12 protein-coding genes are annotated in these 11,799 nt (G+C 34.9%); 8 read left to right on the plus strand and 4 right to left on the minus strand.

The window, feature by feature from the left end:
• Positions 1-176: 176 nt before the first annotated feature.
• A complete protein-coding gene (gene rlmD, locus FHY47_RS18590; protein WP_066108449.1) occupies positions 177-1,553 on the plus strand; it encodes a 23S rRNA (uracil(1939)-C(5))-methyltransferase RlmD in 1,377 nt (458 codons plus the stop codon).
• Positions 1,554-1,627: 74 nt separating this feature from the next.
• Here the strand turns inward: rlmD and FHY47_RS18595 are convergent, their stop codons facing one another.
• Positions 1,628-2,314 carry a hypothetical protein gene (locus FHY47_RS18595; protein ID WP_066108446.1) on the minus strand — a complete coding sequence of 229 codons (687 nt, stop codon included), beginning with the start codon at positions 2,312-2,314 and terminating at the stop codon, positions 1,628-1,630.
• Positions 2,315-3,195: 881 nt separating this feature from the next.
• Here FHY47_RS18595 and FHY47_RS18600 point away from each other — a divergent pair.
• The 4 genes from FHY47_RS18600 (at position 3,196) to FHY47_RS18615 (ending at position 6,736) form a co-directional block, all read left to right on the plus strand.
• The gene (locus tag FHY47_RS18600) at positions 3,196-4,035 is read left to right on the plus strand and encodes a tyrosine-type recombinase/integrase (RefSeq protein ID WP_148631368.1); all 840 of its coding nucleotides are present in this window, start codon (positions 3,196-3,198) and stop codon (positions 4,033-4,035) included.
• Positions 4,036-4,249: 214 nt separating this feature from the next.
• Positions 4,250-4,981, plus strand: a complete 732-nt coding sequence (locus tag FHY47_RS18605; RefSeq protein ID WP_066108437.1) for an ABC transporter ATP-binding protein — start codon at positions 4,250-4,252, stop codon at positions 4,979-4,981.
• A complete protein-coding gene (locus FHY47_RS18610; protein ID WP_148631370.1) occupies positions 4,978-6,042 on the plus strand; it encodes an ABC transporter permease in 1,065 nt (354 codons plus the stop codon). Before FHY47_RS18605 ends, FHY47_RS18610 begins: the two co-directional genes overlap by 4 nt.
• Positions 6,043-6,082: 40 nt before the next feature.
• Complete coding sequence (locus tag FHY47_RS18615) at positions 6,083-6,736, plus strand: TetR/AcrR family transcriptional regulator (protein ID WP_148631372.1); 654 nt, start codon at positions 6,083-6,085, stop codon at positions 6,734-6,736.
• Positions 6,737-7,012: 276 nt separating this feature from the next.
• On the opposite strand, the gene FHY47_RS18620 is transcribed toward FHY47_RS18615, so the two are convergent.
• Genes FHY47_RS18620 through FHY47_RS19470 form a run of 3 tightly spaced genes read right to left on the minus strand, consistent with a single transcriptional unit; the run spans position 7,013 to position 8,512 of the window.
• The gene (locus tag FHY47_RS18620) at positions 7,013-8,008 is read right to left on the minus strand and encodes a DUF4179 domain-containing protein (protein WP_140462138.1); all 996 of its coding nucleotides are present in this window, start codon (positions 8,006-8,008) and stop codon (positions 7,013-7,015) included.
• Positions 7,986-8,351, minus strand: a complete 366-nt coding sequence (locus tag FHY47_RS18625) for a sigma-70 family RNA polymerase sigma factor (RefSeq protein ID WP_316246014.1) — start codon at positions 8,349-8,351, stop codon at positions 7,986-7,988. The genes FHY47_RS18620 and FHY47_RS18625 overlap by 23 nt, the downstream gene beginning before the upstream one ends.
• Positions 8,309-8,512, minus strand: a complete 204-nt coding sequence (locus tag FHY47_RS19470) for a sigma factor (protein ID WP_316246013.1) — start codon at positions 8,510-8,512, stop codon at positions 8,309-8,311. The genes FHY47_RS18625 and FHY47_RS19470 overlap by 43 nt, the downstream gene beginning before the upstream one ends.
• A gap of 1,044 nt (positions 8,513-9,556) precedes the next feature.
• On the opposite strand from FHY47_RS19470, the gene FHY47_RS18630 reads away from it, so the two are divergent.
• Genes FHY47_RS18630 through FHY47_RS18640 form a run of 3 tightly spaced genes read left to right on the plus strand, consistent with a single transcriptional unit; the run spans position 9,557 to position 11,452 of the window.
• Complete coding sequence (locus tag FHY47_RS18630) at positions 9,557-9,985, plus strand: helix-turn-helix transcriptional regulator (RefSeq protein WP_066108432.1); 429 nt, start codon at positions 9,557-9,559, stop codon at positions 9,983-9,985.
• Positions 9,986-9,989: 4 nt separating this feature from the next.
• A complete protein-coding gene (locus FHY47_RS18635; protein WP_066108428.1) occupies positions 9,990-10,721 on the plus strand; it encodes an ABC transporter ATP-binding protein in 732 nt (243 codons plus the stop codon).
• The gene (locus tag FHY47_RS18640) at positions 10,721-11,452 is read left to right on the plus strand and encodes an ABC transporter permease (RefSeq protein WP_066108426.1); all 732 of its coding nucleotides are present in this window, start codon (positions 10,721-10,723) and stop codon (positions 11,450-11,452) included. The genes FHY47_RS18635 and FHY47_RS18640 overlap by 1 nt, the downstream gene beginning before the upstream one ends.
• Positions 11,453-11,799 lie beyond the last annotated feature (347 nt).

Raw genomic sequence — 11,799 nt, forward strand, 5'->3', positions numbered from 1 at the left:
TTAAATTGGAAGATAAGCGCCAGCAGAACCTGAGTAGTCAATTACTCCTCAATGGGAGATGAATGAAAACCCGTTTGAGCAAAGTTTCACTTTATGGTAAAATCCATGGGTTATCTGTCTGTCCTGTTTTATGATACAATCATGAGTACTCAATAAAAAATCGAGGTTAGCAAAGAATGACTGAAAAGAAAAAAGCGCCAATTCAAAAAAATGATTATATAGATGTTGTATTTGAAGATCTGACTCATGAAGGCTCCGGAGTTGCAAAAGTGGAAGGGTATCCTATTTTTGTTCCGTTTGGTTTACCGGGAGAAAAAGCCCGTATTAAAGTGACCAAAATTAATAAAGGCTATGCCTTTGGCCGCTTGATGGAGCTATTGGAAGAAAGTCCTGATCGAGTAGAGCCTCCCTGTCCAATTTATCGTCAGTGCGGAGGCTGCCAGCTTCAGCATTTATCCTATGAAGGCCAGCTGAAAGCAAAGGAAAAAATGGTTCGGGAAATTATGGCGAGAATCGGAAAACTGCCTGATGTACCGGTCCATCCAGTACTTGGTATGGAACAGCCATGGAACTATCGTAATAAAGCCCAAGTACCTGTTGGAGAAATGGAAGGCGGCTTAGTTGCCGGCTTTTATGCTAAACGTTCACATGAAATTATTAATATGGATGAATGTCTGATTCAGGTTTCAGAAAACGACGATACGATCCGCACAGTGAAGAATATTTGCGAAAAGTACCGTGTCCGTGCCTATGATGAACGGAATCATAAAGGATTGCTTCGTCATATTATGGTACGTCATGGACAAGTGACTGGTGAAATTATGGTTGTCCTTGTAACAAGAACACCTGAGCTCCCGCATGCGAGAGAAATCATCAAAGAGATTATTGATGCAGTTCCTGGGGTTAAATCCATTATTCAGAATGTGAATTCCTTGAAGACAAATGTTATTCTTGGGTCGAAAACAACAGTATTATGGGGAGCAGAAGTGATCTATGATTATATCGGTGATGTTAAATTTGCCATCTCTCCGCGTTCCTTCTATCAAGTGAATCCTACTCAGACGAAGGTTCTCTATGATAAGACGCTGGAGTATGCGAATCTATCAGGTAACGAAACGGTTATTGATGCTTATTGCGGAATCGGTACAATTTCCTTATTTTTAGCACAAAAAGCCAAAAAGGTATATGGAGTCGAAATCGTCCCAGAAGCAATCGAAGACGCCAAAAAGAACGCAGAACTAAACGGCATCACCAATGTCGACTTTTCGGTAGGCAGTGCTGAAACCGTCATCCCGGCCTGGTATGAAGAAGGAATCACAGCAGACGTATTAGTTGTCGATCCACCACGTAAAGGCTGTGACGAAAATCTCTTAAACACCATCGCAGAAATGAAGCCGAAAAAAGTCGTCTATGTTTCCTGCAACCCAGCAACATTGGCACGTGACTTAATGTATTTGGAGGAGCATGGATATCAAACGGTGGAAGTGCAGCCTGTGGATATGTTCCCGCAAACGATGCACGTGGAGTGTGTAGCAAAATTAGTATTGAAATAAGGCAGTGCCCCACAGGGCACTGCCTTATTATCCTTATTTTCATTCAGTTTTTTATCCAGATTCTTGTTAATGATTTAAAGATCTTCTAGTTCTTTGTTAACTAAATCTAGCTCTTCTTCCGATTCTTCGAACTTGATATCTCTGATAGGAACTTTGATTGTTTCATTTTCAATTAATTTGTTTATTTCGTCTTTTAAATGACCTTGCACTTTTTCTCTACCTGTTTGAATATTATCTCTAATTGTCTGCTCGATAACTGTGTTAGCTTGTTCATCATATATTTTTGCTTCATCATAGGAAGTCGGAGAGAGTATGGATTGTACCCAGCCTAAATTTTCATCAGATTCAACTAATTCTTTTGCGTAAAATGCAGTTAGTTGAGGCTCTTTAATTGTTAGTATCTTCTCTTTCTCATTGTATTCTACTGTTTTTTCATCAAACTCACCTTTATACCCCCATCTAACTATGGCCTTATATTTCAATTCAACTACCTTTTGCATTCCCATAACCTCGTTATAGAAAAAGTTCCCTTGTTTATCAACAGGTTTAATAGTAGTTGTCACTGGGTTACCTGCTATGTAAGTCTCTTTAACGATATCTTGTATAGCTCCAACCTCTAATTCAGTAATTTTATAGATGTCTTTCCCTAGTGGGGCTATAATCGTTTCTTTTGCTTCAGAGTCTCCGAAAAACACTAAAAATAATCCTACAAGAATTGCTGTAGAAGCTGCTCCAATAATAAATAATTTAACTTTAGGCACGATGTTCTTCCTTTCATAGATGTTTTTAAATTATAGTGAGCGGTGTTATTTTGTTGTGAAATATTTATTCTTAAAGGGAAGAAAATAAATAACAATGAAAAAAAGAAATGAAAGCTAGAATAAAAAAAGGAAATATTTCCTATCTACTTAAGTAGTAGATTCAAACTGTAGGGATTTCTATATATTACTTGTAAGGTTCCTGCTAATGGCCATTCTGATTAAATGGATATGTTTGAACAAAAGAAGAGCTAGTAACTTTATTAAAGTGATAGTAGGAAGTATTGAGAACAACAAAAGAAAAAACCTAATCACCTTTACTATATTAGAATAATATAATTTCAAGCTTATGTGAATAAATAGACAAAAATATTTTTATATTTAATATATTTCGTTAATTATATTTAAATTCTTCTGTAACGATTGTTATTGTACCTTTCCTTACTCAACTATAAGTGCAGATCTCTGTAATTTAATTTTTAACTATTAATGTCTGCAGAGAGAAGCTGTTGAACATAAACCCACCAACATCCCATTGTGTTGCCACATACATTCCACACACGTAGAGTGTGTCTCGCAACTTATTTTAAAATAAGGCAGTAAGCCCTCTAAATAGGGGGCACTGCCTTTTTTCGTTTCTTACAAAGGAATTACGAAGTGATACTTAATCCTAATTTCCTCACTAGATTTACAAGTAATTTTTCTACAAAAATTTGTAGTACCTGTGGAGTTAAGTAATAGAATTGCCCTCGTGGTTTTTAAATAAAACCTTATAAATCTTATCTTTTATAAAAAAGTTTCATAAGAAATCATTTAATAAAATTGGAGTATTACTTCCTTTCTATTTGTCTATACTGATAAAAATAGATTAGGAGAGTAATAGGATGATACTATCTGAAGCGTGGGATTTATATAAAGCTGATAAACAGATCCAAGGATATTCATTTCAGACTTTAAAAGCCTATAATGTCCAATTAAACTTGTTAATCCGGAATCTCGGTGATCGATCCCTTGATGAAATAACCACCGATTCATTAAAGCTTTATCTTGGGAATGTTGCTGATCAATTAAAGGCTGCTAGCCTGAGTCATAGGATACGTTTTATAAAGTCGTTGTTTAGATGGGCTCAAGATGTAAATGTCCTGAATGGTAATCCAGCCGCGAAAATTAAGGAACAGAAACTAGATGTCCGCATACCAAAGTTTTTAACTGAAGTAGAAATTGAGCATTTAAGAGAAGCTTGTGATACAACATTAGAAAATGCATTGTTCGAGTTTATGTATTCAACCGGTTGTCGAATTGGGGAAGCCGTTAATTTGAATCGACAATCTATTAATTTTTCTAACCAGTCCGTAATTGTCTTAGGTAAGGGAAATAAAGAAAGAGAAGTTTACTTTAATACTAGGTGTGATATCTGGTTGAAGAGGTACCTGGATGAGAGAACAGATGATCAAGAAGCTTTATTTGTAACCGTACGTGCTCCTCATCGTATGAGCATAGCTCAAATGAGATATATCATAAAACAGATATCGAAAAGATCTGGCATCAATAAAAGTATTCACCCCCATCAGTTGAGACATAGTTATGCCACTACTTTATTGAATAATGGGGCACCTTTAGAAGTCATTCAAAATTTGATGGGACACGAAAAGAGCGAAACGACTAAAATTTACGCTTATTTAAGTGGGGCATTGCGAAGGGAGTTATATAAAAAGTTTTTCTGATACGATCAAGGGCATTGATCCAAGAAGGATTAATGCCTTTTTATGTTGAACCTCTTATAGAGCTAAAGGGCAGGTTAGTTGCATAAGAAATATAATATATAAACCCTTTAAAAAAGTGAGTAATTACTCACTTTTTTTTATTGAAAACCAGTTAACTTGGAATTATAATCAACCTAAGTGAGTAAACGCTCACTTTTGAAAGGAGGATTACATAATGAATGAAACTAATACTATTCAAATACAAGCAGTAACGAAAAGTTTCGGCAAAAAAGTGGTATTAAAAGATATCAACTTAGATATTAAACAAGGTAGTATCTATGGTTTTATAGGGCCTTCAGGAGCAGGAAAAACAACCTTGATAAAGTTGATTGTTGGAATGGATTTTCCTGATGAAGGTTACGTCCATTTATTAGGTGAAAAAATGCCTAATTTAAACATCTTGCAAAAAATTGGCTATATGGCACAATCAGATGCCTTATATGAAGCACTTACTGGTAAAGAAAATCTTATGTTTTTCGCATCGCTCTTTAAATTAAACAAAACTGAAAAACAGAAACGGATTGCCTATGCAGCACAATTAGTTAACTTGACCGCAGATCTTAATAAAAGAGTGTCAGCGTACTCAGGTGGTATGAAACGTCGATTATCTCTTGCAATCGCTTTAATTCAGGATCCCCAAGTTTTGATATTAGACGAACCTACTGTGGGAATAGATCCTGAATTAAGATTAAGTATTTGGAATGAGCTGTTAAGATTGAAAAACGAGGAAGGCAAAACGATTATTGTAACGACTCACGTAATGGATGAAGCCGAAAAATGTGATTATATCGCAATGGTTAGAGATGGTTCATTCATAGCATCTGGCACACCTCGCCAATTGAAAGAACAATATAATGTCAATAGTTTAGATGAGGTATTTTTGGATGCTGGGAGGAAAGTACAATGAGAACAGTAGCACTTATTAAGAGGATTTTATTGCAAATACTTAGAGATAAGCGTACATTGGCTCTTCTCTTTGTTGCTCCATTATTAGTATTAACACTAATGAACCTAGTCTTTAATGGAAATACCGTTGATCCTGTTTTAGGAGTTGCTAATGGGAATCAGCAAATCATCGAAAAATTAGAAGACGCAGATATTGTAGTAAAAGAATATAACAAAGTTTCTAATGTTAAGGATATGATACTTGATAAAGATTTAGATGGTTTTTTACAAGTGGAAGGCGATCAAACAACCTTAACTTTACTGAATGATGATCCGACAATAGCAAAAAGCTTAGAAATGAAAGTAAAGCAAATTGATACTCAAGCAAAGCAATTAAAATTGATGGGGACTAACGCAATACAGAGTGAATTGCTCTCACAAGATTCCTTGAACACAAATTATGTTTATGGCAGCAGTGAAACAGAGCTTTTTGATACCTTTAGTCCTATTTTAGTCGGGTTCTTTGTCTTCTTCTTCGTCTTCTTAATCTCTGGCATAGGCTTATTAAACGAAAGAACAACTGGCACGTTGGAACGACTATTAGCAACCCCTATTAAAAGAGGAGAGATTGTCGCAGGATACCTTGTTGGCTATGGTTTACTGGCATTGATACAGACAGTTATAATCGTTTTGTTTGCGATAAATGTATTAGATATGGTTTTAGTTGGTTCCATTTGGACTGTTATGTTAATCAATGTCATCATCGCCCTTGTAGCCTTGTCACTTGGAATATTATTATCTTCTTTCGCAAGTTCCGAGTTTCAGATGATTCAGTTCATACCAATTATTATTGTGCCACAAATATTCTTCTCAGGTATTTTCTCCATTGAGGGAATGGCGGATTGGCTACAAGTATTCGCAAACTTTATGCCGTTGTATTATGCAGCAGATGCATTAAAAGGAGTAATGTACGAGGGCTTAAGTTTATCTGAAATTAGTAGTAATCTATATATTCTATTGTCTTTTGCAGCAGTATTTATCGTTTTAAATTTGTTTGCTTTGAAAAAGTATCGTAAGCTATAATACGGAAGCGATACAGCTTTACGCAAAGATGGTGATTTAAATGGTTAATAATAATCTACTGGATGAAATGGCTAAAATACTTGAAAAATCCAATAAACAAACGGTTAAGCAAAAGAAAATTATTGAGGTTGCTAGCACCTCTTTTGCGGAAAAAGGATATTCAAATACATCAACATCTGAAATAGCTAAAAAAGCAGGCGTAGCAGAAGGAACAATTTTCAAACATTATGGAACAAAGGAAAATTTATTGTTATCTATAATGGTTCCTTTTCTAAAAGATTTTTTTCCTACGATGGCAGATGAACTCATTGGGGAATTAATGAATGATAAGCGTTCTTTTGAGGAATTCTTAAGAGTTCTTTTAACAAATCGTAGTGCTTTTCTTGCGGAAAATAGAGAAATATTTCAGGTGTTCATTAAGGAAATATTTTATAAAGAGGAACTTAGAAACGAATTCCTTCCCTTTGTTTTAGAAGTTGGATCCAATCACTTAATAAAAGTGATTGAAGCGTTTAAACAACGGGGCGAAATTAGAGATATACCGAATGAAATAATTTTAAAAATGCTAGGCACTGTAATAGGTGGATTATTTATTTCTAATTTTGCATTGTTAAATAAACATTCGGTTAGCGAAAATGAAATTGAGGAAGCCATATTTTTTATACTGAATGGTCTTGGACAATCTCCTCAATAGAGGGATTTTTCTTTGAAGATTATGGATAACCTCTCTTTTCATTTAAAGGCAGCTATATTTTAGCTGCCTTTCCTTTTTATACAGAAAAATGATGGAATTATGCCAATTCACATAATAAACATTGTGAATGTTTGTACTTAAACTAACAGGGGCGTTGATCCAAGAAGAAGGATTAATGCCTTTTTGTGTTGAATTTCTTATTGAACAAACGGGGCAGTTTAGTTAAAGAAGAAAATGAGGAAGCGTGCGATAGATTATTCTATGCACGCCTTTTGTTTAAGGGATATCTATTATTATTGGTTCTACAGGTGAATGTGTTTCAGCATATGATGGCCAAACAGTTAAAGTTGTATTTCGCAGCAATTTAGGAATAACTAATTTTCTAACAATAGTTGTCTCATCTCCATTTGTTAGTTGATCGATTTTCCCATCACTTGTTCCTTCCTCTGTTAATTTAGCATTACTGTCAACATTCAGCATTGCAAAAGAGGAATCTAATTTCCCCTTTGGATAAGTTACGCTATAAATGATGGCAGTAGAAGCTTTACCAGTTATAACAGAATCCACTTTAAATACCACATCGCCCTCTGGATTCGTGCTTTCTTTGTTTTCAAACACGTATTCCTCGACTGGGTTTTGTTGCACAGGTACATCAAATTGCCAATTGCCTTTGTTCATCCCTATTTCTTCAAAGGAAATGGGAATGGTATCATTCTTAGGCAGGTCCTTATATGGATAAACAATTCGGATATGTCCAGTATATCCATCTCTCGTTTTTGTCAAAGTAGTCAGTTCCTTTGTCTCATCCGCCAATGGGTCGCCATTAAACAATTCATATAATGCATAATAATATCCATCTTTCTCCTGGAGATTCCCTTTCACATCAAACGTAATTCCAATTAGATATCCGTCATAGTATGCACTTGTTAACGCAACATCCACACCATTGCTTGTAAAGGTCTGATTGAGCTCCTTCACTAGATTTTGCTTTTCTAAGTTCCTCCCAACCATATCGTTAAAGGTTGCATACAAACCTCCGATTATTGGTGCATCCGCCAACACTCTTGAAAAAGAAGGGACGATGAAGCTAGAAGACATTAGGGTTACCGCAGCAGCAGTTGTCATAAGCCAAGTCTTTAAAATAGATTTTTTCCTTTTCTTAGGTCGTTGTTCTTCTACCGATCGACTAATCCCCATTTTTATTGATTGTAAAACATCTTCTTTTGGTACATCGACTTCGTTAACTTTGTTAGAGAATGTGTTTTTGTCCATCAAAATAATCCCCTCCTAATAACTTTCGTAACAGTTTTTTTCCACGGCTCAAATATGTTTTAATGGTATTCTCAGGTGTGTCTAAGGTTTTGGAAATTTCCTTCAAACTCATATCGTTATAATAGAAAAGGATAATACTCGTCCGATATTTTTCTGGTAATTTCCCTATCGCTTCAGTAAGGTCTATCTTTTCATCAATTTTTTCTCTCGGTAAGGTGAATTGTTCTGCTAAAGCAACTACATTTTGCCTTTTCTTTTGAACATCATACGCACAGTGAATGAGAATTCTTGTTATCCAAGTTAAGAAAAATTCTTGTGCCTTAATTGCTTTATGGAGGAGAATGCCTTATAAGCTGTCTCTTGTATGACATCTAGAGCATCATCTCGATTTCCAACATACAGATATGCTGTTCTATATAAGCGATCGCTATGTACAATTAGCAATTGTTCAAATGCTTCTGAATCACCCTGAATCGCTTTTCTGATTAAAATCAACTCATCCAACTTTTTTCCCTCCTTTCACTCATTAGAGGTGGATATATGTTAAAAGGTTTCATTTTTTTAAAATATACTATTTTATCGGTTTAGATGTTAGGAGTATGAAATTGATTGGGAAATGAAATATCAAATTATAGGTGGTTTTTTAGTGATTAGAGAGTTTCTCTATTGAATTATTGTTAATAAATACACTTAAACTAACAGGGGCATTGATCAAGGAGGATTGGTGCTCTTTTCTGTTGAACTTCTTATAGAAGTATCGGGGCAGGTTAGCTTTAAATGCTCATTGTTATTTACATATTTAACCACTTACATTACCATTGAAATATCATTGATTTAAGAAGGTGTGGAATTTGGATTTATTGATGTTTTGTTTATTGTTCGCTGGGATTTTTGCGATATATAATGCCTTAAGAGTTTTGAATAACAATATTATTGATCAAACAAAAGAAATAAGAAAATTAAACAAGTCATTAAACAAAGAAAAGGATTAATGACTTGTTTAATTTCATTGGCTCAATCAATTTATATAATTGGTCGATTGAGTCTTTTTCTATGCTGCTAAAGGGGCAGGTTAGTTGAAGATCGATATTAAACTTATGTTCAACAATCGGTCCATATTGTCAAGTAAATATTTACTTGTATAGCATTACATCAGGTAAGACCGTATCGTAAGTAAGTACGGAATTATAAAATATCTACCTGAGATGCTGTTTAGTCAGCATCTCAGGTAGATATTTTAATTAGGATATGTTAAATTTCAACGTTGAAAAATGAGAGAAGATTTTAAGTGGTAATTAGTAGTAGATTTAATTTTCTTATTAAATAATTGTAGATAGCCGTAAAGGAGGCTATCCCTCTTTTTCTTAACATTCAATTTTAACAGAGCTAAAGTCTTAAAAATTTTACGGTTTGTTAGAATGTGGGGTTTATCATTCACATCTATTTTCATTTTACATTTTGCTACGAATAATAACATTAATGTTATACTCCGTTGGTAGATTTACTACTAAAATAGTATTTATAATTACATATGAGAGGATGAAAAGTATGATTAATATGAATTTATGCTCGATGAGAAAACGTCATAATCTAACTCAGGAGCAATTAGCCCAAGAATTAAATGTTTCACGTCAAGTAATTGCAAAATGGGAAAAAGGCGAATCGACACCAGATTTACACCATAGTATGAATATTGCCAATTTCTTCGGAGTAACCTTAGATGCGTTAGTAAACCATAACCCAGAAGAAATGGGTATAGATATTCCACCCAAAGGCCAGCATTTTTTTGGGACAGCAACAGTAGGGGAACGTGGTCAAATTGTAATTCCCAAAAAAGCCCGTGAAATTTTTCAAATTACCCCAGGTGATTCAGTCGTTATTATAGGGGATGAGGATCGTGGGTTGGCGTTAGCACCTGAAAAAATGATTAAACAGTTTTTAAATATGGTGAAAAATCATCAAAAAGAGGAGGAATAAATTAATGAGTGCTGCAATTGAACTTCAAGGTTTATCAAAACGCTTTAAAGAAAAAGTTGCCGTTTCTCCGATGACACTTACGATTAACCAAGGTGAACTATTCGGACTCCTTGGAGTAAATGGTGCTGGTAAAACGACAGTTATCAATATGTTAAGTGGCCTTGCCAAACCGACTTCAGGAGATGCGCTTGTACTTGGGCATTCGCTTAGTAAAGAGTTGCCAAGTATTCGGGGATTACTCGCTGTCTCACCTCAGGAAACGTCCATTGCACCAAATTTATCTGTGCGCGAAAATTTATTATTAATGGCACGCATTCACGGCTTTTCGAAGGATGAGTCCATTGAAAAAACGGAGGCTTTAATTAGCCAGTTTTCACTACAGCCTTACGAACATCAACGTGGTAAAAAATTATCCGGTGGTTGGCAACGAAAGTTAAGTATTGCAATGGCTCTCATTGCAGATCCAAAAATTTTATTTTTAGATGAACCTACATTAGGGTTAGATATTATTAGCCGCCAGGAACTATGGGCAATGATTAATAAACTGAGAGAGACGACTACAATTGTACTTACGACGCACTATTTAGAAGAAGCGGAAGCATTGTGTGATCGCATTTGTATTATGAGGGATGGCGAAATAAAGGCACTAGGTACAGTAGACGAGCTCCTTACAACAGCAAGTAAAGAAAACTTTGAGGATGCATTTGTGCATTTCGTAACAGGAGGCGAATTATAATGAGGGCATTGGCATTTGCTGGACGTTGTACGAAAGAAATTGTACGTGACCCGATTTCATTATTTTTTGGTATAGTCTTTCCAATCATTTTACTTATGATTTTAACTGCGATTAATCGCAATGTTCCAGAAGCACTTTTTAATATTGAACATTTGACACCTGGCATCGCAGTATTTAGCCTTTCTTTCATTGCTTTCTTTGCAGCACAAACGTTAGGAAAAGACCGTTCTACTTCTTATTTAATAAGATTGCTAACTACTCCTATGAAAGCAAGTGATTTTATTATTGGATATACGCTTCCTTTAGGGATATTTGCTGTGCTTCAAAGTATTACTTGTTTTATAACCGCTTACTTTTTAGGTTTGGAGCTATCTTTCAACCATGTATTTGCATTTATTGCCTTACTCATTACATCTACTATTTTCATAGGAATCGGACTGTTATGTGGCTCCTTATTTAACGAAAAGGCAGCAGTAGGCTTATGCGGAGCTTTATTAACTAACTTAACAGCATTTTTATCTGGCGCATGGTTAGATTTATCGTTAGTTGGAGGAGCTTTTGAAAAAGTCGCTTATGCCCTGCCATTCGTCCACGCTGTTGATTTAGTTCGAGCAATTGTGGCAGAAGACTTTAGCGCAATGTTTCCCCATTTATATGTTGTGGTAGTTTATGCAGCTGTCCTTTTTAGTCTTTCGATTTTTATTTTCAAATATAAAATTCAGCAAAATTAATAGTTAATCAAACTTACGTTACTTAAACGTAGGTTTTTTTATTAAAATTAATAGCTCTGTTAAAGTTGATTATTGAAATAGAAAGCGCTAGCCTCCGTTACGTTGCTGAAAATAAAAAAATACTTTCTTAGACAAATTAGAAAATGAGCTTAAAAGCTGATTGTTATTCAATTAAAAGGCGCAATTGTTGAATAAGATTGCTTCTCTTTTCCTTATTGAACTAAACCAGCTAATAGTTTGTCAAACATTTCACTCAATCTTATAATTTAAGCATGTTATACTGAAATTAAGGCATGACAAATAAACTTCCTTTATTGATATGGAAGTTCCTTGAAGATATGTGAAAA

The organism is Bacillus sp. E214 (assembly GCF_008087365.1).
Taxonomy (GTDB): Bacteria; Bacillota; Bacilli; order Bacillales; family Pradoshiaceae; genus Pradoshia.

What these genes read in the sequence shown, in the direction of transcription:
- rlmD (WP_066108449.1), top strand. Translation starts at nt 177, where the DNA reads ATGACTGAAAAGAAAAAAGCGCCAATTCAAAAAAATGATTATATAGAT.
- FHY47_RS18600 (WP_148631368.1), top strand. Translation starts at nt 3,196, where the DNA reads ATGATACTATCTGAAGCGTGGGATTTATATAAAGCTGATAAACAGATC.
- FHY47_RS18605 (WP_066108437.1), top strand. Translation starts at nt 4,250, where the DNA reads ATGAATGAAACTAATACTATTCAAATACAAGCAGTAACGAAAAGTTTC.
- FHY47_RS18610 (WP_148631370.1), top strand. Translation starts at nt 4,978, where the DNA reads ATGAGAACAGTAGCACTTATTAAGAGGATTTTATTGCAAATACTTAGA.
- FHY47_RS18615 (WP_148631372.1), top strand. Translation starts at nt 6,083, where the DNA reads ATGGTTAATAATAATCTACTGGATGAAATGGCTAAAATACTTGAAAAA.
- FHY47_RS18620 (WP_140462138.1), bottom strand. Translation starts at nt 8,008, where the DNA reads ATGGACAAAAACACATTCTCTAACAAAGTTAACGAAGTCGATGTACCA.
- FHY47_RS18630 (WP_066108432.1), top strand. Translation starts at nt 9,557, where the DNA reads ATGATTAATATGAATTTATGCTCGATGAGAAAACGTCATAATCTAACT.
- FHY47_RS18635 (WP_066108428.1), top strand. Translation starts at nt 9,990, where the DNA reads ATGAGTGCTGCAATTGAACTTCAAGGTTTATCAAAACGCTTTAAAGAA.
- FHY47_RS18640 (WP_066108426.1), top strand. Translation starts at nt 10,721, where the DNA reads ATGAGGGCATTGGCATTTGCTGGACGTTGTACGAAAGAAATTGTACGT.